The sequence below is a fragment of the Lysobacter soli genome (assembly GCF_003382285.1).
Taxonomy (GTDB): Bacteria; Pseudomonadota; Gammaproteobacteria; order Xanthomonadales; family Xanthomonadaceae; genus Lysobacter_J; species Lysobacter_J soli.
This window is the reverse complement of sequence record NZ_QTJR01000006.1, coordinates 86,543-110,599: the sequence shown is the minus strand read 5'-3', so window position 1 is coordinate 110,599 and position 24,057 is coordinate 86,543. Positions and strand designations below refer to the sequence as shown.

Sequence of the window (24,057 nt, the reverse complement as noted above, 5' to 3'; positions counted from 1 at the left end):
ACGGCCGGGTTTCCCCGGCCGTTTTTCGTGCTGCATGCGGACGCGAACTTACTTCAGGTTCGACGCCACGAAGTCCCAGTTGACCAGGTTCCAGAACGCCTCGACGTACTTCGGGCGCGCATTGCGGTAGTCGATGTAGTACGCGTGTTCCCACACGTCGCAGGTCAGCAGCGGGGTGTCTTCGCCGGTGATCGGGGTGTTGGCGTTGGAGGTGCTCACCAGGGCGAGCGAGCCGTCCGGACGCTGCACCAGCCAGCCCCAGCCCGAACCGAACGTGCCGATCGACAGCTTGGAGAACTCGTCCTTGAACTTGGCGAAATCGCCAAAGGCCTTGTTGATCAGCTCGGCGACCTTGCCGGTCGGCTCGCCGCCGCCCTTGGGCGACAGGCAGTTCCAGTAGAACGTGTGGTTCCACACCTGCGCGGCGTTGTTGAACATGCCGCCCTGCGACTTGCGGATGATCTCCACCAGCGACAGCTGCTCGAACTCGGTGCCCTCGATCATCTTGTTGAGGTTGTCCACGTACGTCTTGTGGTGCTTGCCGTGGTGGTAGTCCAGCGTCTCGGCCGAGATGTGCGGCTCCAGCGCGGTGCGGTCGTAGGGCAGGGGGGGCAGTTCGATGGCCATTGCGGGCTCCTGAGGGGGCTGGCTAAGGGAATGCCGGGCGGCGATCGGTGAACTGCGCGCGTCCGCGGCTCGGGAAGGCTTACAATTGGACATTCTATCCCCACGTTCCGTTGCCGTGCCGTCAACCGCCGGCAACGCACCATTGCAGGAGTTGTCGCCATGTCCGTGATGGAGCGGATCCAGGCCGAAGTCGAAAGCCATCCGATCGTCCTTTTCATGAAGGGCACCGCGCAGTTCCCGATGTGCGGCTTTTCCAGCCGCGCGGTGCAGGCGCTCAAGGCCGCGGGTGCGACGCAGCTGCACACGGTCAACGTGCTCGAGGATCCGGAGATCCGCGCGAACCTGCCGCGCTATTCGAACTGGCCGACCTTCCCGCAGCTTTTCATCCACGGTGAACTGATCGGCGGCTGCGACATCACGCTTGAGCTGTTCGAGTCGGGCGAACTGGCGCGCATGATCAGCGAGACGCACAACCAGTGAGTCCGCTAGAAGGACGCGTCGTCCTGGTGACCGGCGCCCACGGCGGCCTTGGTGCCGCCGCGGCGCAGGCGTGCGCGCGCGCCGGTGCGACGGTCGTGCTGCTCGGCCGCAAGGTGCCGAAGTTGAATCGCGTGTACGACGCGCTGGCGCAGGTCGGGCCGGAACCGTTGCTCTATCCGCTCGACCTGGAAGGCGCCAGCGCCGACGACTACGCCGAACTCGCGCAGCGCATCGAAGCCGAACTCGGACGCCTCGACGGCGTGCTGCATTGCGCGGCCGACTTCGCCGGCCTCACGCCACTGGCGCAGACCGATCCGGCGGTGTTCGCGCGCGCGCTGCACGTGAACCTCACCGCGCCGTGGTGGCTGACGCAGGCCTGCCTGCCGCTGCTGGCGAAGTCCGACGACGCTTCGGTGGTGTTCGTCGTCGACGATGCCGCGCGTGCCGGCCAGGCGTTCTGGGGTGGCTACGGCCTGGCGCAGCAGGGGCTGGAAGGCCTGGTGCACATGCTGCATGCCGAGATGCCGAACTCCTCCATCCGCGTGGCCGGGCTGCGACCTGGCCCGATGCGCACGGCGCTTCGCACCAAGGCCTACGTGGAAGAGAACGATCGCGCCGCGCTCGATCCGTCGGCCTATGCCGCCTCGTGCGTGACCCTGCTTTCGGCCGCCGGTGCCGTCCATCGCGGACAGGTCTGGACGCCGACGCCCGCGGCCGTCGGCCTCGCGCAGCTGCAGTGACCCAACGCCCATGACCATCGCGTCCGCAGCGCTGCTGCTGTTCCTCATCCTCGACCCGCTCGGCAACGTGCCGGTCTTCCTGAGCCTGTTGCGCGGCCTGCCGCCGCAGCGCCAACGCATCGTGCTCGCGCGCGAGCTGCTGATCGCGCTGGCGGTGCTGATGATGTTCCTGTGGGGCGGCAAGTACGCGCTGGAACTGATGCACCTGCGCCAGGAGTCGGTGTCGATCGCCGGCGGCATCGTGCTGTTCCTCATCGGCATCCGCATGATCTTCCCGCCGCCGGAAGGCCTGATGGGCGAGATCCCCGACGGCGAGCCCTTCATCGTGCCCATGGCGATCCCGCTGGTCGCCGGCCCGTCGGGCATGGCGGCGGTGATGCTGATGGGCAGCAACGAGCCCGCCCGCCTCGACGACTGGAGCCTCGCGCTCCTCATCGCCTGGGGTGCGACAGCGGCGATCCTGTTCTCGGCCACGCTGCTCTACAAGCTGCTCGGCCGCCGCGCGCTGACGGCCATCGAGCGCCTGATGGGCATGCTGCTGGTGGCCATCTCGGTCCAGATGTTCCTGGACGGTCTCGGGACGTATTTGAAGATCTCGCCCCCGTAGGCGGGTGCCCGCCGTCCCGACGACGCCCGATCCGGTTTTGCCGGGTCGGGCGTTTTCGTTCATGGGCCGACGTCCCGCGTCCGGACCCGTCCGATGTGCGGTTGGCGGTTTGTGTCCGTTAGTGATGGCCGTCACGGCCCTGTCACACAGGGCTTCTAGCCTGTTAAACTGACGTTAACCGGCGGGCTCCGGCCCGGCGCCCCAGGGGGCGGAATCAAAACCTTTTCTTGCACGGGTGCGACCGGGGTCGCGCCTGGCTTCCCTCTTGTGAACCACGCTTCGAGGCCATCGTAATGACCCATCCGAATCGCGTCCGTCTGTCCAAGCTCACGCTTGGTCTGCTCGCCGCCCTTGCCACCGCGCCCGTGTTCGCACAGGCCACCTCCGCCGGCGTCGGCGGCCGCGTCATTGGTGCCGACGGCGCGCCCGTCGCCGGCGCCGAAGTCACCATCACGCACGTCGAGTCGGGCACGGTCAGCCGTGCGGTGACCGGTGAGGACGGTCGCTACAACGCGCGCGGTCTGCGCGTGGGCGGTCCGTACACCGTCACCATCAACAAGGCCGGCACGGGCACGAGCAGCCAGGACGGCGTCTACCTGAACCTCGACAAGGTCAACCAGGTGGACATGGCGCTGAACCCCGACGTCACCACGCTTGAGTCGGTGCAGGCCATCTCCTTTGGTGGTTCGGAAGTGTTCAGCGCGAACAAGATGGGCGCCGGTTCGACGGTGACCCGCGAGCAGATCGAGTCGATGCCGAGCATCAACCGCAATCTGCAGGATTTCGCCCGCCTCGATCCGCGCATCGTGCAGAGCGACAAGGCGCGCAACGAAATCACCGTCGGCGGCCAGAACCCGCGCTACAACGTGATCCGCGTCGACGGCATCAGCAGCGCAGACTCCTTCGGCCTGCAGGGCAACGGCCTTCCGACCCCGCGCCAGCCGTTCTCGATGGACACCATCGACGAAATTGCCGTCGACGTCGCCAACTACGACGTCACCATTTCGGGCGGCACCGGCGGCGTCATCAACGCCGTGACCAAGTCGGGTACCAACGAGTTCCACGGTTCGGTCTACGGCATCTACCGCGACAACGACTGGTCGGGCAAGAACCAGAACGACATCCGTCCGGTCCTGTTCGACAACGAGCAGACCTACGGCATGACCTTCGGCGGCCCGCTGGTCAAGGACAAGCTGTTCTTCTTCGCCAACTACGAGAACTACACCGGCAAGGACCTGTTCACCGGCAACTCCGGCTTCGGTCCGATCGGCTCGGGCGAGAGCAACATCGTCGGCATCACGCAGGACCAGATCAACCAGGTGATCGCGCTGTCGCAGGCCAAGGGCTTCGACCCGGGCTCGCTGACCAAGCCCAGCCTGGACACCGAGAGCGAAGAGTACGGCCTGAAGATCGACTGGAACATCAGCGATGCGCACCGCGCCAGCTTCCGCTACGGCAAGACCGAGCAGAACACGCCGTTCCTGCAGGGCTTCAGCGCCAGCCAGCTCGCCCTGAACACGTACCACTACGTGCAGGACTTCGAACTGACCACTTACAGCGCGCAGCTGTTCAGCGACTGGACCGACAACTTCTCCACCGAAGCCAAGGTGTCGTACCGCGACTATTCGGCCGTGCGTAACCCGCTCGCCGACCTGCCGGCGATCGCCGTGCGCATCGGCAGCAACACGCTGAACTTCGGTACCGAAGAGAACACGCACGCCAACGTCCTCGACACCAAGACCTGGAATGCCTTCTTCGCCGGCAACCTGTTCCTGGGCGACCACACGCTCAAGTTCGGCGCCGACTACGAGTCGAACGAGGTGTACAACCTGTTCGGCCGTCGAGTGAACGGTGTCTACACCTTCAACAGCATCGCCGACTACGCCAACAACCGTTCCAGCCGCTACCAGCTGTTCTACCCGCTGGACGGCGACCTGGACAACATGGCCGCGACGTTCACGCAGAAGAACGTCGGCGTGTTCCTGCAGGACAGCTGGGCGGTCAACAGCAACCTGACGCTGACCTACGGCCTGCGTTACGACCTGTCGATCGTCGACGACGAGCCGCTGTACAACGCGCTGGCGTCGAACACGTTTGGCGTGCGCAATGACAACACCGTCGACGGCAAGGACATGATCTCGCCGCGCTTTGGCTTCAACTACACGTTCGACGCCGAGCGTCCGACGCAGTTGCGTGGTGGTTTCGGCCTGTTCAAGGGTGCTGCCGCCCAGGTGTGGCTGGCCAACCCGTACGCGAACAACGGCCTGTCGTACACCGATTACTTCTTCGCCAACGGCATCACGCGCTTCGATCCGGATCCGGCCGACCAGCTGGCGCAGTTCACCCCGGGTGCAGGTGCCACGCAGTCGGTGGACTTCATCGACAACGACGTCGTGCAGCCGTCGGTGTGGAAGTCGAACCTCGCGTTCGACACCGAGCTGCCGTGGTACGGCATCGTGGCTTCGACCGAACTGGTGCTGACCTCGGTCAAGGACGGCATCTACTACGAGCAGCTGAACCTCGGTCCGGCTAACGGCGTGTTCGGTTACGGCACCGGCCAGGACGGTCGCCTGCTGTACTGGAACAACGCCGGCGTGAACCCGGCCAACTGGAACCGCGATGGCGTGTCCAGCGGCGGCGCGACGGCGCGCGGCAACCGCAGCGGCAATGCGACCCGCTTCAACGACGCGATCATCGCCAAGCACACCGGCAAGGGCGAAAGCCAGCAGCTGACCCTGTCTTTGAACAAGCCGTTCAACGAGAGCGACTGGTCGTGGGCCGCGTCGTACACCTACACCAACGCCAACGAAGTCAGCCCGCTGACCAGCTCGACCTCGAGCTCGAACCTGGGCAACGTCTCGGTCTTCCAGTCCAACGAGGAAGTCAGCGCGACGTCCAGCTACGAGATCAAGAACCGCTTCCTGGCCACGGCCAGCTGGAAGCACGCGTTCTTCGGCGACAACAACACCGTCGTCTCGCTGGTGTACGAAGGTCGCTCGGGTCGTCCGTACAGCTACACCTTCGACAACGACGCGAACGGCGACGGCCGCGTCAACGACCTGCTGTACATCCCGACCGGTCCCGGCGACGTGATCGTGGGTCGCGGCGCGACCCAGGCGGCGGAAGAAGCCGCGTTCTGGGCGTTCGTGAACTCCGACCCGTACCTCAACTCGCACCGTGGCCAGATTGCCGAGCGCAACGCGGCCCGTGGCGAGTGGGTGAACCAGTTTGACCTGCACGTCTCGCAGGAATTCCCGGGCTTCATGGAAGGCCACAAGGCCGAGATCGTCCTCGACATCCTCAACGTGGGCAACCTGATCAACAAGGATTGGGGTCGCGTCGAAGAAGTGGCGTTCCCGGGCATGCGCGGCGTGGTGGAGTACGGCGGCATCGACCAGGCCACCGGCAAGTACGTGTACCGCTTCAACACGCCGGACAGCCTGACGGTGTACGACGACAAGGGCATCTCGCGCTGGGCTGCCCAGGTCAGCGTGCGCTACAGCTTCTGATAGTCGCAGCCTGATGTACCGAAAACGGCCGGGGAAACCCGGCCGTTTTCTTTTTGTGGGGGAGGGGGCTAGAGTCGCAGGGCTAAAAAACGAAAGAAGAGACAGACAGGTTCATGAGCACCGCCACCCCCATCGAAACCACGCTTCCCACCGTCAACGCCCGCATCTACCCGAAGGGCGGGCTGGACGTCCTCTCGCACAACGAAGTCGCACGCCTGCGCGACGTGTCCACCGGCATGCACGACCTGCTGCGCCGCTGCGCGCTGGCCGTGCTGACCAGCGGCAGCGCGTCCGACGATCCGCGTGCCGCGCGCGAGCTGTATCCGGAATTCGACATCGAAGTGCACCAGCAGGATCGCGGCATGCGCATCGACCTGCACAACGCGCCGGCGATGGCGTTCGTCGACGGCGAAATCATCCGCGGCGTCGCCGAACTGCTGTTCGCCGTGGTGCGCGATCTTGCCTACACCGCGATGGACCTGGGCCCGGATTCGCCGCGCGACCTCGAGACCAGCGACGGCATCACCGACGCCGTGTTCGGACTGCTGCGCAACGCGCGCATCCTGCATCCGACCGATCCGAACCTGGTCGTGTGCTGGGGCGGTCATTCGATCTCGCGCGACGAGTACGTCTACACCAAGCAGGTCGGGTACGAACTGGGCCTGCGCGGCCTGGACATCTGCACCGGCTGCGGCCCGGGCGCGATGAAGGGCCCGATGAAGGGCGCGACGATCGCGCACGCCAAGCAGCGCCGTTTCAAGACGCGCTACATCGGCATCACCGAGCCGGGCATCATCGCGGCCGAATCGCCGAACCCGATCGTCAACCACCTGGTGATCATGCCGGACATCGAGAAGCGCCTCGAGGCCTTCGTCCGCATGGGCCACGGCATCATCGTCTTCCCGGGCGGCGTGGGCACGGCGGAGGAAATCCTCTACCTGCTGGGCATCCTGCTGCGCGAGGAAAACGCGAACCTGCCGTTCCCGCTGATCTTCACCGGCCCGGCGTCTGCCGCGCCGTATTTCGAACAGATCGACAAGTTCATCCGCCTCACGCTCGGCGACGAAGCGACGAAGCGTTACGAGATCATCGTCGGCGACCCCGACCAGGTCGCCAAGCGCATGTCCGCGGGCATCCGCAAGGTGCGCGAGCATCGCATCGCGCAGAAGGACTCGTTCTTCTTCAACTGGTCGATCGACATCCCGCTGACGTTCCAGCGTCCGTTCGTGCCGACGCACGAGGCGATGGCCGCGCTCGACCTGCACCACGGCCGCAAGCCGCACGAGCTCGCGGCGGATCTTCGCCGCGCGTTCTCCGGCATCGTCGCCGGCAACGTGAAGGAAGACGGCATGCGCCGCATCGAGGAGTTCGGGCCGTTCGAGATCCACGGCGACGCGGACATGATGCAGTCGCTCGACGCGCTGCTGCGCGCGTTCGTCGAGCAGCGCCGCATGAAGATCGCCGGCGAATACAAGCCCTGCTATCGCGTGGTGGCGTAAGCCGATCGGAAAGGCCGGTGCGGATCGCGCCGGCCTTACCGGTTCGATCGGGTCAGGTGTTCGTAGGCAGGCGCACGGTCGCGATGAAACGGCGCCCTTCCTGCTGCGTCAGCACGCTGCCGCGACCGCCGGTCAGCGCCTCGATCCGCACCTGCGATGCATTCAATCCGACGTGGTGGCCGGGCCGGTTCTCGCCGCCGCTCGCCAGCGGATTGATGATCCGCACGATCACCGTGTCGGGCATCGTCGACACCGCGATCTCGACCTCGCCGCCCTCGGGGCGCCGCTCGATGCCGTGCCGGATCGCGTTTTCCACAAGCGGCTGGATCGACAGCGAGGGCACCATCACGCGCGGGATCTCGCGCGGCAGCTTCCACTCGATGCGCAGGCGCTCGCCGAAGCGGAGCGATTCGATTTCAAGGTAGCGGCGGGCGAGCGCCAGTTCGTCTTCCAGCGTGATGTCGCGCGGCCCGGCGAGCGCCGCGCGGAACAGGTCCGCCAGGTCGAGCAACAGGCGCTCGACTTCCTCCGGCTTCCGGTGCACCAGCGCCGCGCCGGTGTTGAGCGTGTTGAACAGGAAGTGCGGGCGGATGCGGGCCTGCAGCGCTTCCAATTCGAGCTGCTTGGCACGCAGGGCGAGCTGCCGCGCGCGCCACTGGCTCTGGAACACGGCGATGCCGAGCGCGCCGATCGTCATGACCATTCCGATCAGGCGCCACTGCGTCCAGTGCCAGTCGCCCAGGTCCATGCCCCAGCCCTCGCGGAAGAAGAAGCCGATCGCGGCGGTGATCACCCAGGTGCTGACCAGCAGGATCGCGAGCACCACGTAGGCGATGCGATGCGGCGGCAGCGAGCGCAGGGGGCGGCGGACGAGGTACAGCGAGGCGATGCTCCACAGCAGCACCCACTGGATCGCCACCGACATCAGCCCGAAGTAGCGCAGGCGTTGCTCGTCCAGTCCGGGCGCGAGCGCGAGCAGCAGGGCCAGAGCCTCGCCCGACAGCATCGTCCAGATGATCGCCGTGGGTTGCCACAGGGCGTCCAGCGGACTGTGTGCGGGTTGCGAACTGGGCATTGGAGCACTGCACTGGAGCGGCCGCCGGGCCACCATATTGCCTGCCGGCCCGTGGCGGGGGCCATAGCCGGCAGGCCAGGGGCAGCCGGGCGAGATGCGCGTCACAGCGCCCGCCACGCCCATCGGCCGATCCGACCGCTCATCCCCGGTGCGCTTGTCCGGGAGCGGCGGTCAGGGAAACATGCCCTCGGGGTGTAAGGGGATTTCCAACTCATGACCAGTTCCGCGAGCCGGGGGTTCACCCTCATCGAGCTCATGATCACGATCGCCGTGCTCGCCATCGGCAGCGCGCTGGCGTACCCGGCGTTCTCGGGAGCGATGCGTTCCAATCGCGTCGCCACAACGACCAACGGCCTCATCGCGGCCTTCAACCTGGCGCGAAGCGAAGCGATCCGCAGCAACCATCAGGGCGGCGTGTGTCCGTCGTCGGACGGCGCGACCTGCGAGGGCACCGACTGGAGCGTCGGCTTCATGGCGTATGAGGACGTCGATTCCAGCAGCACATTCAGCGCAGGCGACCGTGTGCTGCGCTACTTCGAGGGCAATCCCACGATGGTGCTGACGGGGACGGCGAGTGAAGGCGGCGGCGGTATCGAACAGATCACGTTCCAGCGCACCGGCCGCATCGTCGAAGCGGCGCAGGTGGATGTCCGGGTCAATGACTGCGAGGAAGGGCAGCCGTACCGGAACTTGCTGTTCGTGGGTCCCACCGGTCAGACGCGCATGGAGAAACCGCAATGCGACTGAGGCTTCGCCGTAACCCCCGAACCGCCCGCCAGCAGGGCGGCTTCTCGCTGATCGAGGTGCTCATCGCGCTGCTCGTGCTCGCCCTGGGCCTGCTTGGCCTGGCCTTCATGCAGGTGCTCAACGTCCGCTACACCGGCAGCGCCGAGCACCGGACGATGGCCACCAACCTCGCCGGCGAAGTGCTCGACATGATGCGGTCCAATCCGCGCCACGTGGTCGTGTACCAGCGCCTTACCGAAGACTCCTTCGCAGGCGTGACCGAACCGGCGGGCGGCTGCAGCACGGTCGCCGAAGACGCGGCGTCAGCGCTGGAGAACATCGATCGCTGGCGCTGCGATGTCGTCTCGCAATTGCCCGGCGGCACGGGAGAGGTCGAGATCGATGGCACGCAGGCGACCGGCTACACCGTGACCGTGACCGTCTCGTGGACCGACGATGTCGGCGCGGATGACGACGACGCCCAGAACGCGGCGGGCACCGGCCAGCGAACCTCGTTCCAGGTGACTTCCCTGCTATGAACCGTCGACATACCTCCAATGCACGTCACGCGACGGGCCTGTCGCTGATCGAGCTGATGATCGCCATGGTCATCGGCCTGGTCCTGCTGCTCGGCCTGGTGCAGGTGATGAGCGCTTCGCGCAACGCCTACCAGCTGTCGACCGGCGTCGCGCGCACGCAGGAAAACGCGCGCTTCGCCGTCGATTTCCTTCAGCGCGACCTGCGCATGGCCGGCCACATGGGCTGCATCAACGACCAGGCACGCATGCAGACGTCCAGTCCCGCGACCAGCGACGCGACGCGTGAAGGCCTGAACCTGTGGTTCCTCACTGCTGCCCAGCGCGCTGCCAGGACGTACAACGCACTGAGCGGTGACAACTTCCCGCTGCGATTCGACCTGGGCATCCAGGGCTTCGAGGCGGTGAATACCGCGCCGGGAGCCAGCCGGACGCTTGCGGCCGGCACGCCCGTGGCGGCCAATGCGAACCAGTGGTCGCCGGCGCTGCCGACGAAGCTGGCGAACCTCAATCCCGTCGCGGGAAGCGACATCCTCGTCGTGCGTTTCCTGTCGCGCGACGGCGTCCCCGCCACGCTGACGGCGGTCAACGCGACCCAGTACACCATCTTGCCGGATGCTTACGGCAAGACCGTCACGACGACCGAGGGCACGGGTCTGTTCGGCTTGGCCGATTGCGGCGAGGCGAGCGTGTTTGCGTCCGACGCGGTCGATGCCGGCACCGGCCAGGTCACGGTCAATATCGGCAGCCCGGGGCTCAATGCGAGCGGGATGATCGACGACGGAACCCAGGAGCGCGCCGTCGGCCGACCGATGCTGCACCGCGCCGAGGGTTACGTTTACTACGTCGCGGCCGGCAGCGGCAGAAACGTGGACGGGACCTCGCCGCCGTCGCTCTGGCGCGCGCGCATGGTGCTCGACGGGTCTGACGTGATGCTTCAGCCGGAAGAACTCGTCGAGGGCGTCGAATCCATGCAGCTGCTGTACGGCATGGACGAGAACCTGCCCGATGATTACCCGCGCGGCAACGTCGAGCGCGTTCGCATCGCATCGGCCGTGAACGCCACGCCGACCGCAAATCCCAACAATGCACAGTCCGACGAATGGCGTCGCGTCGCCACGGTGCAGGTCGGCCTGCTGATGCGTAGCGCCGACCGCGCGACCGCCGAGCAGGCCCAGCGTGCGCCGCTCGTGCTGGGCGTGCAGATGAACCCCGCAAGCTCCGATGGCTTCTACCGTTCGGTCTACGAGACGACGGTGGTGCTGCGCAACCGCATGTTCGGCAACTGAGGCGGACACCACCCATGCATCGTTCACAATTTCAGTTTCCGCAACGCCAGCGCGGCGCCGTACTCTACGTCGCGTTGATCTTCCTCATCCTGTTGGCCCTGCTGGGCATTACCGGCATGCAGGTCGCTTCGCTGCAGGAGCGCATGGCGTCGAACTACCGCTCTACCAACGAGGCCTTCCAGCGCGCGGAAGGCATCGTCCGCCAGGTCGAAGTGGAAGTCGACCAGACCAACCGGTTCGTGCCGCGTCCGGGCGAGCGGGACGAAGAGCGGCCCTGCGACGATGGCGCGCCGGTGCGCGGTTCGGCATGGGCGAGCGCCCGTGCGGCCGACACCGACCCGGACACCGCCATCGTCGCCGCGCGCATGAACAAGTGCACCGAAGGCGGAGGCCTTGGTGAAGGCGTTCGCCCGCAGAACGAGATGAGCGACACGATCTGGCAGGTCTCCTCATTCGCCACCGACCGCGCGGAAAGTCCGACTTCGGACGCCGCGGTCGAAACCGTCTTTCGGCCTTAAGGGTTCGCTCGCATGAATCTCGAACGATTGCTGATCGTTTCCATCGCCGCCGCCGGCGTCGCCGGCCTGGTCGCCCTTACCACCGACGTGGGCGCCAACGCCACGCGCCAAGGTGACGGCACGCTTGCCCAGGAGCCGATGCACCTGGGGGCGACCGTGTCCCCGAACTTCATCATGGCCATCGACGACTCGGGCTCGATGACGTTCCAGACGATGTTCCCGGGTGCCGACGGCGAAGGCTGCTGGAGCACCACGGACAAGAGCTTCTTCAGCGGCACAGCGCTGCGCACGAGCGGTTCGTGCGACTACCTGTACGTATTGCCGGGCGCGCGCATCAACAACTATTACGGCATCCCGCCGTTCGACAAGTACGGTTTCGCCCGGTCGCCCGACTACAACCCGACCTACTACAGCCCCGACACCACCTACGAACCGTGGGTCAAATCGGACCTGACCTCGTACGGCAACGCGTCGCTCACCGACACCAGGCTCGACCCGCGCCAGACGGCCACGGTGAACCTGTTCGCCAGTTACTTCGGCAAGAACACGAACGACGATTTCCGGATCCAGACGGGCATGGTCATTCCGTCCGGTACCAAGTACGCCCGCGTCCAGGCGGTGTGCGTGGAATGGAACAAGAAGGGCGAATGCACCAAGACCCAGAACCAGTACGTCGAGTACACCGCAGGTTCGGACCTGACGTGGAGCGCGAATGCGGAAGACATCGCGATCGAGCACACGCCGGCGGTGTTCTACCTCAAGCAGAACCGCACCATTAACGGCTATTCGACGGCGGTAGAGGTCACCAACGCGTGCGGCACCAACTGCTCGCTGTACAAGTACACGCCGACGAGCGATGAGGCGAAGCAGAACTTCGCCAACTGGTTCTCGTACTACGGCAATCGCAATCGCGCGATGGTCGCAGGCTTGACGCGCTCGCTGAAGGACACCGAAAAGCTGCGCGTCGGTTACTTCACCATCAACAGCGGCCTGAAGGACGGCGCCTACAACAATTATCCGGCCCTCACCATGCGCGACATGGACGTGACGGCCGACAAGAGCGCGTTGCTGACGTCCGTGCTGCAGTTGAGCGCCAACGGCAGTACGCCGAACCGTTTCGCCGTGGAGCACATCGGCAAGCAGTTCAACACCAACACCAGCATCATCCAGAATGCCTGCCAGAAGAACGCGGGCATGCTGTTCACCGACGGCTACAGCAACCAGGGCGGGCCGACCGGCTACGGCAACGCGGACGGCTCGCTGGGCGTTCCGTTCGCCGACAGCTATGACGACACGCTGGCCGACATCGCGGCGTACTACTACAACACCACGTTGCGCGGTAACGCATTCACGACGGGCAAGGTGCCCACGGCGAACCCGCAGATCTGCGAAAGCGGGACCGCCGCGCAGAAGAAGGCGTTGGACTGCAACACCAACCTGCACATGAACTTCTACGGCATCACCCTCGGCGCACGCGGCAAGCAGTTCGGCGTGAACTGGGGCGTGCGTACCGACGGCCGCACCGACGGCGCGCTGGCCACGCAGCAGGCGATGGCCTCCGCGACCTCGCCGACGTGGGAAACGCGCACCAACGACAACCCGAACACCGTTGACGAGATCTGGCACGCGACGATGAACGCCCGCGGCGGCTACATCAACGCGCAGACGCCGGCGGATATCACCAACGCGATGCGCAGCGTGCTGGCCTCGGTCGGCGTGGGCGGCGGCGTGTCGGGCAGCCTCGCGATCACGGGCACGCGCCTGGGCGACAACTCGCTGTCGGTCACCCCGCGCTTCAATCGCAACGGCGTCGACTGGTATGGCGACATCGTGGCGGCCAAGCCGGTCCAGCGCCGCGGTGCCGACAATAAGACGACCATCACCTACACCACGTCGTGGACGGCCAGCGCGAAGCTGCCGGCGGCAGCCGATCGCAAGCTCTTCTACGCGACGACGACCGATGACAGCACGCCGGCGGTGGCGGACTTCGTCGCCGCTGGCCCGAGCACGCTGGCCGCGCTCTGCGCCAACTACGCGTCCGGGACCTGCAGCCCCATGGCTGGAGCGGACGTCAACGCGCTGGGCGTAACCGCGGCGGAGGCGACGGCCTATCTCGCGGGCAACCGCACGCTGGAAGGCACCAAGCTGCGCACGCGCACGCATCCGCTGGGCGACATCATCAACTCCACGCCGGTGGTGACCGCGCCGACCGACGACTACGGCTATGCGCTCCTCCGCAAGGCCGACGGAACGTTCGCGTACGATCCGTACGACTACAACGGCTACATGGACGCCAAGAAGAACCGCAAGCGCATGGTCTACGTCGGCGCGAACGACGGCATGCTGCACGCGTTCCGCGGCGACACCGGCGTCGAGTCGTTCGGGTACATCCCGGCCACCGCGGTCGGCTACATGGGCAACCTGCTGTTCCCCGCCAGCCCGAGCTTCCAGCACCGCTATTACGTCGACGGTCCTGTGGTCGCGTCCGACGCGCTGTTCGGAACCACGTGGAAGAGCGTGCTGGTCGGTACCTCGGGTGCGGGCGGCCGTAGCGTGTTCGGCCTGGACGTGAGCTCCGCCGGCAGCGGCGGGTTCACCGCTGAAGACGTGCTGTGGGAAGTCAACGACAAGATCCCCGGCGCGGTCGGTGATCGCGTCGGCTACGTGCTGGCCAAGCCGGTCATCGTGCCGGTGCGCAGCAGCACGGGTCGTCCGGTGTGGAAGGCGATCTTCGGCGCGGGCGCCGGCAACAAGCTCAACTCCGTCGCTGCTACGCAGGGCACCGTTACGCTCTTCGTCGTCGACATGGCGACCGGCGCAGTCGACTACATCGACGCCAAGGAAGACAACGGCCCGGTCGCGCCGAACGGTCTGGGCAACATCGTCGCGATCGACCGCTATCAATACGACAGCACCGCGCATCGCTACGCGCTGGGCAGCGACGGCATGGTCGACACCGTCTACGGTGGCGACCTGCAGGGCAACGTGTGGAAGTTCGACCTGCTCGCCACCGGCAGCAACCGCGTGGCGCTGGGCGGCAAGCCCCTGTTCACCGCGAAGGACGGCACGGGTGACACGGCCAAGCGCCAGCCGATCACCGGCGGCTTGGAAGCCGCGGTCGGCGCGCGCAATGGCGTGATGGTGCTGTTCGGCACCGGCAGCTTCTCGCGCGATGGCGACAAGTCGAACAACGACACGCAGACGATGTACGGCGTACTCGACATGCCGGGCGAGTCTGTAACACTGCCGCTGACGCGCAGCAACCTCGTTGCGCAGACGATGAGTAACAGCGGCGTCATCTCGAGCAACTCGGTCGACTACTTCACCAAGCGTGGCTGGTACCTCGACCTGGGTGTCACGGGCTCCAGCGGGTTCGTGAAGGGTGGTGAGCGCATGGTCGGTTACCCGCGCATCGACGACGCGGGCACGATCTACTTCACGACCTATGCGCCGACCTCTGGCGATGCATGCTCGGGTGGCGGTAGCAACTACTTCTACGGCTTGAAGGTCAACAGCGGCCAAGGCGCCCTGGGCGTGGTGATGATTGGTTCGTTGGATGGCGACAGCCCGGCGGAGAACACCGGACGCCTCGGTCCGTTGGCGGGCGATGGATCCGCACCGGTCACTGAAGTCGGCATTAACACGACGGGCAAACAGGCCGGTCTGGAAGGCAATCCCTCCGACGCCGACTTGGCGGCCGATGCGGGCTTGCCGGACCAGATCTGCACCACGATCCTCTCGGTTTCGGGCGCACCGCTGATGTATCGGGCCAGACCGTGCGGCCGCCAATCCTGGAGACAGATCCGATGAGCAAGATGCAGTCCCGTCGCGGCTCGGTGCGCGGTTTCACCCTGATCGAACTGATGATCGTGGTTGCGGTGGTCGCCATTCTGGGCGCCATCGCATACCCCGCGTATACCGATGCGGTCCGCAAGAGCCGCCGCGGCCAGGCGAAAGCGGACCTGCTGCAGATCACGCAGCTCGCCGAGCGCTTCCGGACGGTCAACGGTACGTATGAAGGTTTCGAGGTTCCCGAAGCGAAGCAGACCTCGCCCGAAGAAGGGCCGGCTCGCTACGAGATCGAAGTCAGCAACCGCACCGCGTCCACCTTCACCCTGACCGCGACGCCTGTCACCGGTTCGGGCCAGGAGCACGACGAAAAGTGCATGGAGCTTTCGATCACTCAGGCGGGCGTCAAGGAAGCATCGGGTTCCGACCCGGACGCTTGCTGGTGAATTCCGTCCTGGGTTGATCGAGCCTGCGATCGTTCTGCGCGCTGCGGGATCTTCGATGATCCGCAGCGCGACGGGATGATCATGGCCTTCGCGCAAGTTGGGCTGCGAAACACGAGCGAAGCGAACGGCCAAACGCGTAAAAGCGGCCCGGTATGAGCGATGGATAGCCCGCCTGAGCGATCCAGCAGGCGAAACGCCACAAAGAAAAAGGGCTGCGATTTTCGCAGCCCTTTTTCTTTTATCTGGCGCCCGAAGTTGGACTCGAACCAACGACCCCCTGATTAACAGTCAAGTGCTCTAACCGGCTGAGCTATTCGGGCGGGGACCGGCATTGTATAGCCTCGGGCGGCAAGGTCAAGACATGGTCGATCAGAAGGCGCATCCGGTCGCGCGGCGACGAGGTCGCTCGGTGCGGATGCGGCCCGGCCGACTCACGACGACGCGTCCCACCTCCCTCGAAGCGCGACGTTCACAGAGCAGGATCGTGAGATTGCTCGTGGCGGTATAGCCGCTGGGCGCATACCGAACGCGTTGGCGACCACTGGTGCTCCGCAGCGTGAATGCGTGCCGGTCGATAGTGAAGCGCTGGAGGATGTCCGCCGGTTTGTCGGGCTGGTCGCGGCTCCGACGGTCGCGATAGAGGATCCAGCCGTCCTCCCAGATCGAATCCTTGCGACATTGTCGCCCGTCCGCGCTCGGACACACCGTGACGGGGTATCGCCGCGTCACCGCGGCGATCCGCGCGCCGGCGAGGGATGTGCCGAGCAGGTGGAGCGCGCCCGTCCCTTTCGTGCTCAACATCAGCGAGCTGAATTGCGGCCAGGCAAGCGCAGTGCAGATCGCCAGCACGGCAAGGGTGATGGTCAGTTCAGGAAGGGTGAGTCCCCGGGCCCGGTCCATGGCGTCGAAAGCAGCGTGGGAGAGGGCTCCAGCGTCGCCGCCAACGCGGCCCGGCGGCATCGCCGCGCGCCGTAGGGGAGGGTAGGGAAATGCCGTTGCCGCCCCCATCCATGAGGCGGTCTACACTGAGGAATTTTCCGGAGCCATGCCGATGAACGACAGCCTCCATCCCGCCGGTTTCCAGCTCGTCTCGTCGTACCAGCCCGCGGGCGACCAGCCGCAGGCGATCGAGCGCCTGGTGGCTGGCTTCGAGAACGGCCTGGCGGCGCAGACGGTGCTGGGCGTCACCGGCTCGGGCAAGACGTTCACCGTCGCCAACGTCGTCGCGCAGGTGCAGAAGCCGACGATCGTCATGGCGCCGAACAAGACGCTCGCCGCGCAGCTGTACGGCGAATTCAAGTCGTTCTTCCCGCACAACGCGGTCGAATACTTCGTCAGCTATTACGACTACTACCAGCCGGAAGCCTACGTTCCTTCGTCCGACACCTTCATCGAGAAGGACAGCTCGGTGAACGAGCACATCGAGCAGATGCGTCTGTCGGCGACCAAGGCGCTGCTCGAGCGCCGCGATGCCCTGATCGTCTGCACGGTCTCGGCGATCTACGGCCTGGGCGACCCGAACGAATACTTCCGCATGGTGCTGCACATGGTGCGCGGCGAGCGCATCGACCAGCGCGAACTCATTCGTCGCCTGACCGAAATGCAGTACACGCGCAACGACACCGAGCTGCGCCGCGCGACCTACCGCGTGCGCGGCGAAGTGGTCGACGTGCATCCGGCCGAAAGCGACGCCGAGGCGCTGCGCATCGAGCTGTTCGACGGCGAGATCGAACGCCTGACGCTGTTCGACCCCCTCACCGGCGAATCGCTGCGCCAGGTGCCGCGGTACACGATCTATCCCGGCTCGCACTACGTGACCACGCGCCGCACCGTGCTCGATGCGGTGGAGACCATCAAGGAAGAACTGCGCGAGCGCCTGGAGCAGCTGTACGCGCAGAACAAGCTTGTCGAAGCGCAGCGGCTCGCGCAGCGCACGCAGTTCGACCTGGAAATGCTCGCCGAAGTGGGCTTCTGCAACGGCGTGGAAAACTACAGCCGCCACCTCACCGGCCACATGCCGGGCGAGCCGCCGCCGTGCCTGTTCGACTACCTGCCGCCGGATGCGCTGCTGGTGGTGGACGAATCGCACGTGACCGTTCCGCAGATCGGCGCGATGTACAAGGGCGACCGTTCGCGCAAGGAAACGCTGGTGGAATTCGGTTTTCGCCTGCCGTCCGCGCTGGACAACCGCCCGCTCCGGTTCGAGGAATGGGAAGGCCGTTCGCCGCGCGCGATCTACGTGTCGGCGACGCCGGGTCCGTACGAACTGGAAAAGTCCGAAGATCAGATCGTCGAACTCGTCGTGCGCCCTACGGGCCTGATCGATCCGGAAGTGGAGATCCGACCGGTCGCCACGCAGGTCGACGACGTGCTGGGCGAGATCAACGAACGCGTGAAGATGGGCGATCGCGTGCTGATCACCACGCTCACCAAGCGCATGGCGGAAAACCTCACCGAATACCTCGGCGAACACGGCGTGCGCGTGCGTTATCTGCACTCCGACGTGGACACCGTCGAGCGCGTGGAGATCATCCGCGACCTGCGCCTGGGCAAGTTCGACGTGCTGGTCGGCATCAACCTGCTGCGCGAGGGCCTGGACATGCCGGAGGTATCGCTGGTGGCGATCCTGGACGCGGACAAGGAAGGCTTCCTGCGTTCGGCCGGCTCGCTCATCCAGACCATCGGTCGCGCCGCGCGAAACGTGCGCGGCAAGGCGATCCTCTACGCCGACCGCGTGACCCGGTCGATGCAGGCGGCGCTGGACGAAACCGACCGCCGCCGCCAGCGCCAGGTCGCGCACAACCTTGAGCACGGCATCACGCCGCGCTCGGTCGCCAAGCCGATCGTGGACATCATGGAAGGCGCGCGTCCCGAACCGGGCGAGGTCGGCAAGGGCCGCGGCAAGGGCAAGAAGGTGGGCGAGAGCCTGGCGGACTACGCCAAGCTCACGCCGGCGCAGTTCGCCGCGCGCATCAAGGCGCTCGAACAGCAGATGTACGAACACGCGAAGAACCTGGAATTCGAGGAAGCCGCGGCGGTGCGCGACCAGCTGCGGCAGCTCAAGGACGCCGGATTCGCCGCCTGAACCGGCGCGGCGACGGTCCGACGCGTACGGACCTGTTGCCGCGGCCGGGCCGACGGTTTACACTGCGCGCCCCTCGACGAGCGGTTCGCGGCGAGAGGAATCCGGAGCATTCCGGGAAGATTTCCGGGCGGTTAGCTCAGCGGTAGAGCACTACCTTGACATGGTAGGGGTCACAGGTTCGAACCCTGTACCGCCCACCACTACACAGTGGTTTCGAACGGCGTGATCCTCACGGATTGCGCCGTTTTTCTTTGCGGCGTCCGCGTCGCGATCGCCGGCGTTGACTTGGCCGGCTGCAGCCCCAACACTTTCGTCAGGCCGGGTGCATCGCCCGGAACACGAACGAAGGTGGCCCGCGGCAAACCGCCGGCCGAGCGTGCGACATGAGCACTACCACCGCCCACTGCTGAACGCCCTCGACGCCCTTCAAGACGGCGCCGCGGCGCCGTTTTTCGTTTCAGCCACTGCTCTTCCCCCGCGCAGCCCTTCCGGCGGCGCCGACATCAACACAGCCAGCCGCGCACCGCGCGCCCGCATCCCATGATCGCCATTACGCTCCCCGACGGCAGCCGCCGCGAGTTCGAAAACCCCGTTTCCGTGGCCGAAGTGGCCGCATCCATCGGCGCCGGCCTTGCGAAGGCCGCGCTCGCCGGCAAGGTCGACGGCAAGCTTGTCGACACGAGCTACCGCATCGGCAACGACGCCTCGCTCGAGATCGTCACTGACAAGCATCCCGACGCGCTCGACGTCCTTCGTCATTCCACCGCGCACCTGCTGGCGCAGGCCGTGCAGCGCCTGTATCCGGGCGCACAGGTCACCATCGGTCCGGTGATCGACAACGGCTTCTACTACGACTTCGCGTACGAGCGCCCGTTCACGCCCGAAGACCTGCCGGCCATCGAGGCCGAGATGCAGAAGATCGTCAAGGAATCGCTGCCCGTCGCGCGCAGCGTGAAGTCGCGCGACGACGCGGTGGCGTTCTTCCGGGGGCTGGGCGAGGCGTACAAGGCCGAGATCATCGAATCGATCCCGGCCAACGAAGACCTCTCGCTCTACAGCCAGGGCGAATTCACCGACCTGTGCCGCGGCCCGCACGTGCCCTCCACGGACAAGCTGCGCGCCTTCAAGCTGATGAAGGTCGCCGGCGCGTACTGGCGCGGCGATTCCAACAACCAGATGCTGAGTCGCATCTACGGCACGTCGTGGCTCAACGACAAGGATCTCAAGGCGTATCTGACGCAGCTGGAAGAGGCCGAGAAGCGCGACCACCGCAAGATCGCCAAGGCGCAGGACCTGTTCCATCTGCAGGAAGAAGGCCCCGGTCTGATCTTCTGGCATCCGAAGGGCTGGTCGATCTGGCAGGTCGTCGAGCAGTACATGCGCCGCGTGTATCGCGAGACGGGTTACGGCGAAGTGCGTTGCCCGCAGATCCTCGACGTGTCGCTGTGGCAGAAGTCCGGCCACTGGGACAACTACAAGGACAACATGTTCTTCACCGAGTCCGAGAAGCGGACCTACGCGCTGAAGCCCATGAATTGCCCCGGCCACGTGCAGGTGTTCAACCAGGGCCTGCACAGCTACCGCGACCTGCCGATCCGCTACGGCGAATTCGGCGCGTGCCATCGCAACGAACCCTCGGGCGCGCTGCACGGCATCCTGCGCGTGCGCGGCTTCACGCAGGACGACGGCCACATCTTCTGCACCGAGGACCAGATCGAGTCCGAAGTGCGCGCCTTCCACGAGCAGGCGCTGAAGGTCTACGGCGATTTCGGCTTCACCGACATCCAGATCAAGATCGCGCTGCGGCCGGATTCCCGCCTGGGCGACGACGCCACGTGGGACAAGGCTGAGAACGCGCTGCGTTCCGCGCTCAGTGCTGCCGGCGTGGAGTGGCAGGAGCTGCCGGGCGAGGGCGCCTTCTACGGCCCGAAGATCGAATACCACCTGCAGGACGCCATCGGCCGCACCTGGCAGCTGGGCACGATGCAGGTGGATTTCATGATGCCCGGCCGCCTCGGCGCCGAGTACGTCGACGAGCACAGCCAGCGCCGCCACCCGGTGATGCTGCACCGGGCCATCGTCGGCTCGATGGAGCGCTTCATCGGCATCCTGATCGAGCACCACGCCGGGCAGTTCCCGGCATGGCTGGCCCCGGTCCAGGCCGTGGTCATGAACATCACCGACGCCCAGGCCGATTACGTCGAAGAGATCCGGAAATCCCTTGCAAATCAAGGCTTCCGGGTCCATTCCGATTTGCGCAACGAGAAGATCGGCTATAAGATCCGCGAGCACACGCTGCAGCGGGTGCCTTACCTGCTGGTGATCGGCGACCGCGAGAAGGAAAACGGCCAGATCGCCGTCCGGACGCGGGGAGGGGAGGATCTGGGGACGATGTCCGTCGCCGATTTCGCCTCGCGTTTGCGCAGTGAGGGCGTACAGTAACGCCTGCAGCCTGACATGACTCCGGCCGCCCCCGGTGGCCGGCACGTTCCAAACCGGAGATTGCAACATCAGTACCCCCGAGAAGCCGAATCGCAAGAACCAGGAAATCCGCGTACCGCGCGTACGCGTGATCGGCAGCGATGGCGAAATGATCGGCGTGCTTTCGCGCGACGAAGCCCTGCGCATGGCCGAAGACGAGGGCCTGGATCTGGTGGAGATCCAGCCCAATGCCGATCCGCCGGTCTGCAAGATCATGGACTTCGGCAAGTTCCGCTTCGAAATGCAGAAGAAGGCCAACGAGGCCAAGAAGAAGACCAAGCAGGTCGAGATCAAGGAACTCAAGTTCCGCCCCGTGACCGACGAGGGCGACTACCAGATCAAGCTGCGCAACATGCGCCGCTTCCTGGAAGAGGGCGACAAGGTCAAGGTGAACATCCGCTTCCGTGGCCGCGAGATGAGCCACCAGGAGCTGGGCCGCGAGATGGCCGCACGCATCGAGGCCGACCTCGGCGACGACATCGTCATCGAGTCGCGCCCGCGCCTGGAAGGCCGCCAGATGGTCATGATGATCGCGCCGAAGAAGAAGAGCTGAGGTTCGCCAAGCTCACCAAACGGGCCGCCCATGCGGCCCGTTTTCGTTTCCCGGCCCCCGCCTCCGGCAGCTCTGGGCGGCCACTAACGCCCTGAATTGCAAAGGTTTCCGGTTGTCTGCATAATGGCCGGCCCGGCTCGCCGGGATTTGCAGTTCGTTGTATCAGGAACCTGTCGTGATCCTTTTTGGATCAACGACTTACAAGCCGGCACGGGCAGGACGGAAAGAGTGGTTGCGTCTACTTCAGGCGCGCAGGCCACCGCCCAGGCCAGTCATCGAAATCCGAAAGGACATCGCAATGCCCAAGATCAAGACCAATCGGGCGGCGGCCAAGCGCTTCCGGAAGACCGCTTCCGGCAAGTACAAGTGCGGCCACGCCAACAAGAGCCACATCCTCACCAAGAAGGCGACCAAGCGGAAGCGCAACCTGCGGCAGACGAACCACGTTCGTGCCGAGGACGCTGGCCGTCTCGATCGCATGCTGCCGTATCTCTGAGGAGGGCTGAACAATGGCACGAGTTAAGCGTGGCGTGCAGGCGCGCCGCCGTCACAAGAAGATCCTGAAGCAGGCCAAGGGCTACTACCACGCCCGTCGCAAGGTTTTCCGCGTCGCCAAGCAGGCGGTCACGAAGGCCCTGCAGTACGCCTACATCGGTCGCAAGCAGAAGAAGCGCAATTTCCGCTCGCTGTGGATCACCCGCATCAATGCGGCGGCCCGCATCAACGGCCTGAGCTACAGCCGCTTCATCAACGGCCTGATGAAGGCCGGCATCACCCTCGACCGCAAGGTGCTGGCGGACATCGCCGTGCACGACGCGCAGGGTTTTGCGGCGCTGGCAGAGAAGGCGAAGAGCGCGCTCGCGGCGTAAGTTGCTCGCACCACCACGTCGACCCAGGGTCGGCGCCGGGCGGATGCACAACGCAATACACGCATGGGGAAGGGCGCAAGTCCTTCCCCATGTTTCGTTTTGGGGCGCCCGTTTCACGCAACATGCGCCGGTCTCGTCGAAGCCGGGCGCGGCTGGCGGCGAACGACGGGCGTTTCGCACCACCACGATCGACAAAAGGTTCGGCAGCACATGACCGGAATCGAATCACTGACGCAGCAGGCGCTGGCCGATATCGCCGCGGCGGAAACGCCGGACGCGATCGAAGCCCTGCGCGTCTCCCTGCTGGGCAAGAACGGCAGCGTCACCGCGCAGCTCAAGCAGCTCGGCGCGTTGCCCCCCGACCAGCGCAAGACCGCCGGCGAGGCGATCAACAAGGCGCGTGACGAACTCACCGCTGCACTTGGCGAACGCCGCACCGTGCTCGACGATGCCGCGCTCGACGCGCGTCTGTCGTCCGAAAGCATCGACGTCACGCTGCCCGGCATCGATGCCGCGCGCGGCGGCCTGCATCCGGTCAGCCGCACGATGGAGCGCATCGCCGACATCTTCGGCCGGCTGGGCTTCGAGCTCAGCAACGGTCCGGAGATCGAGGACGACTGGCACAACTTCGAAGCGCTGAACTTCCCGCCGCATCATCCGGCGCGTGCGATGCACGACACGTTCTACTTCGGCGACGGTCGCCTGCTGCGCACGCACACCTCCGGCGTGCAGGTGCGCTACATGCAGGAACACCAGCCGCCGCTGCGCATGATCGCGCTGGGCAAGGTGTACCGCAGCGACAGCGACCAGACGCACACGCCGATGTTCCACCAGTGCGAAGGCCTGCTCGTCGACGAGCACGCGAGCTTCGCCGACCTCAAGGGCACGCTGGCCGAATTCGTGCGCGCGTTCTTCGAGCGCGACTTCGAAATGCGCTTCCGCCCGAGCTATTTCCCCTTCACCGAACCGTCGGCCGAAGTGGACATCGCCTGGCAGCAGCCCGACGGCTCCACGCGCTGGCTGGAAGTGCTCGGCTGCGGCATGGTGCATCCGAACGTGCTGCGCAACGTCGGCATCGATCCGGAGAAGTACACCGGCTACGCCTTCGGCCTGGGCGTGGAGCGCTTCGCGATGCTGCGTTACGGCGTCGACGACCTGCGAAGCTTCTTCGACAACGACGTGCGTTTCCTGAAGCAGTTCGCCTGACCTGTCGCGTCCCGGATAGACA

20 protein-coding genes and 2 tRNA genes are annotated in these 24,057 nt (G+C 65.7%); 18 read left to right on the top strand and 4 right to left on the bottom strand.

The window, feature by feature from the left end; genetic code table 11:
* Window positions 1–48: 48 nt before the first annotated feature.
* Window positions 49–627 (bottom strand): superoxide dismutase, encoded by a 579-nt coding sequence (locus DX912_RS10415; protein ID WP_115842449.1) that lies wholly within the window; start codon window positions 625–627, stop codon window positions 49–51.
* Window positions 628–786: 159 nt separating this feature from the next.
* Here DX912_RS10415 and grxD point away from each other — a divergent pair, with 159 nt between their 5' ends.
* From grxD to ppnN, 5 genes are all read left to right on the top strand, one after another.
* Complete coding sequence (grxD, locus tag DX912_RS10410) at window positions 787–1,107, top strand: Grx4 family monothiol glutaredoxin (RefSeq protein ID WP_115842448.1); 321 nt, start codon at window positions 787–789, stop codon at window positions 1,105–1,107.
* 26 nt (window positions 1,108–1,133) lie between these two features.
* Window positions 1,134–1,847 carry an SDR family NAD(P)-dependent oxidoreductase gene (locus tag DX912_RS10405; RefSeq protein ID WP_233433559.1) on the top strand — a complete coding sequence of 238 codons (714 nt, stop codon included), beginning with the start codon at window positions 1,134–1,136 and terminating at the stop codon, window positions 1,845–1,847.
* Between the two features lie 10 nt (window positions 1,848–1,857).
* Window positions 1,858–2,454: a YhgN family NAAT transporter gene (locus DX912_RS10400; protein ID WP_115842446.1), complete on the top strand. Its 597-nt coding sequence runs from the start codon at window positions 1,858–1,860 to the stop codon at window positions 2,452–2,454.
* 293 nt (window positions 2,455–2,747) lie between these two features.
* Window positions 2,748–5,963, top strand: a complete 3,216-nt coding sequence (locus DX912_RS10395; RefSeq protein WP_115842445.1) for a TonB-dependent receptor — start codon at window positions 2,748–2,750, stop codon at window positions 5,961–5,963.
* Between the two features lie 113 nt (window positions 5,964–6,076).
* On the top strand, window positions 6,077–7,462 hold the full coding sequence (gene ppnN / locus DX912_RS10390; RefSeq protein WP_115842444.1) for a nucleotide 5'-monophosphate nucleosidase PpnN: 1,386 nt from the start codon (window positions 6,077–6,079) through the stop codon (window positions 7,460–7,462).
* Window positions 7,463–7,514: 52 nt separating this feature from the next.
* Here the strand turns inward: ppnN and DX912_RS10385 are convergent, their stop codons facing one another.
* Window positions 7,515–8,537, bottom strand: coding sequence for a sensor histidine kinase (locus DX912_RS10385; protein ID WP_115842443.1), 1,023 nt, complete (start codon window positions 8,535–8,537; stop codon window positions 7,515–7,517).
* Between the two features lie 213 nt (window positions 8,538–8,750).
* Between DX912_RS10385 and DX912_RS10380 the strand changes: the two genes are divergently transcribed.
* From DX912_RS10380 to DX912_RS10355, 6 genes are read left to right on the top strand one after another with little or no spacing between them, the layout of a single operon-like run.
* Window positions 8,751–9,284: a GspH/FimT family pseudopilin gene (locus DX912_RS10380; RefSeq protein ID WP_115842442.1), complete on the top strand. Its 534-nt coding sequence runs from the start codon at window positions 8,751–8,753 to the stop codon at window positions 9,282–9,284.
* Window positions 9,275–9,802: a type IV pilus modification protein PilV gene (gene pilV / locus DX912_RS10375; protein WP_115842441.1), complete on the top strand. Its 528-nt coding sequence runs from the start codon at window positions 9,275–9,277 to the stop codon at window positions 9,800–9,802. Before DX912_RS10380 ends, pilV begins: the two co-directional genes overlap by 10 nt.
* Complete coding sequence (locus DX912_RS10370; protein WP_115842440.1) at window positions 9,799–11,088, top strand: PilW family protein; 1,290 nt, start codon at window positions 9,799–9,801, stop codon at window positions 11,086–11,088. The genes pilV and DX912_RS10370 overlap by 4 nt, the downstream gene beginning before the upstream one ends.
* Window positions 11,089–11,102: 14 nt before the next feature.
* On the top strand, window positions 11,103–11,606 hold the full coding sequence (locus DX912_RS10365; RefSeq protein WP_115842439.1) for a pilus assembly PilX family protein: 504 nt from the start codon (window positions 11,103–11,105) through the stop codon (window positions 11,604–11,606).
* A gap of 12 nt (window positions 11,607–11,618) precedes the next feature.
* Window positions 11,619–15,416 (top strand): pilus assembly protein, encoded by a 3,798-nt coding sequence (locus DX912_RS10360; RefSeq protein ID WP_115842438.1) that lies wholly within the window; start codon window positions 11,619–11,621, stop codon window positions 15,414–15,416.
* Window positions 15,413–15,841 (top strand): type IV pilin protein, encoded by a 429-nt coding sequence (locus DX912_RS10355; RefSeq protein WP_325050566.1) that lies wholly within the window; start codon window positions 15,413–15,415, stop codon window positions 15,839–15,841. The genes DX912_RS10360 and DX912_RS10355 overlap by 4 nt, the downstream gene beginning before the upstream one ends.
* A gap of 243 nt (window positions 15,842–16,084) precedes the next feature.
* On the opposite strand, the gene DX912_RS10350 is transcribed toward DX912_RS10355, so the two are convergent.
* Together DX912_RS10350 and DX912_RS10345 are read right to left on the bottom strand one after the other, a co-directional pair.
* Window positions 16,085–16,161 (bottom strand) — tRNA-Asn (locus DX912_RS10350).
* Window positions 16,162–16,210: 49 nt separating this feature from the next.
* The gene (locus DX912_RS10345) at window positions 16,211–16,801 is read right to left on the bottom strand and encodes a GspH/FimT family pseudopilin (protein WP_181902793.1); all 591 of its coding nucleotides are present in this window, start codon (window positions 16,799–16,801) and stop codon (window positions 16,211–16,213) included.
* A gap of 91 nt (window positions 16,802–16,892) precedes the next feature.
* Between DX912_RS10345 and uvrB the strand changes: the two genes are divergently transcribed.
* The 7 genes from uvrB (at window position 16,893) to pheS (ending at window position 24,035) form a co-directional block, all read left to right on the top strand.
* A complete protein-coding gene (uvrB, locus tag DX912_RS10340; protein WP_115842597.1) occupies window positions 16,893–18,926 on the top strand; it encodes an excinuclease ABC subunit UvrB in 2,034 nt (677 codons plus the stop codon).
* Between the two features lie 125 nt (window positions 18,927–19,051).
* Window positions 19,052–19,126: transfer RNA gene (locus DX912_RS10335), tRNA-Val, on the top strand.
* 340 nt (window positions 19,127–19,466) lie between these two features.
* A complete protein-coding gene (gene thrS / locus DX912_RS10330; RefSeq protein ID WP_115842436.1) occupies window positions 19,467–21,368 on the top strand; it encodes a threonine--tRNA ligase in 1,902 nt (633 codons plus the stop codon).
* 67 nt (window positions 21,369–21,435) lie between these two features.
* Window positions 21,436–21,960 (top strand): translation initiation factor IF-3, encoded by a 525-nt coding sequence (gene infC / locus DX912_RS10325; protein ID WP_232338614.1) that lies wholly within the window; start codon window positions 21,436–21,438, stop codon window positions 21,958–21,960.
* 298 nt (window positions 21,961–22,258) lie between these two features.
* A complete protein-coding gene (rpmI, locus tag DX912_RS10320) occupies window positions 22,259–22,456 on the top strand; it encodes a 50S ribosomal protein L35 (protein WP_027083463.1) in 198 nt (65 codons plus the stop codon).
* Between the two features lie 13 nt (window positions 22,457–22,469).
* A complete protein-coding gene (gene rplT, locus DX912_RS10315; RefSeq protein ID WP_115842434.1) occupies window positions 22,470–22,829 on the top strand; it encodes a 50S ribosomal protein L20 in 360 nt (119 codons plus the stop codon).
* Between the two features lie 210 nt (window positions 22,830–23,039).
* Window positions 23,040–24,035 (top strand): phenylalanine--tRNA ligase subunit alpha, encoded by a 996-nt coding sequence (gene pheS, locus DX912_RS10310; protein ID WP_115842433.1) that lies wholly within the window; start codon window positions 23,040–23,042, stop codon window positions 24,033–24,035.
* Window positions 24,036–24,057: the final 22 nt, after the last annotated feature.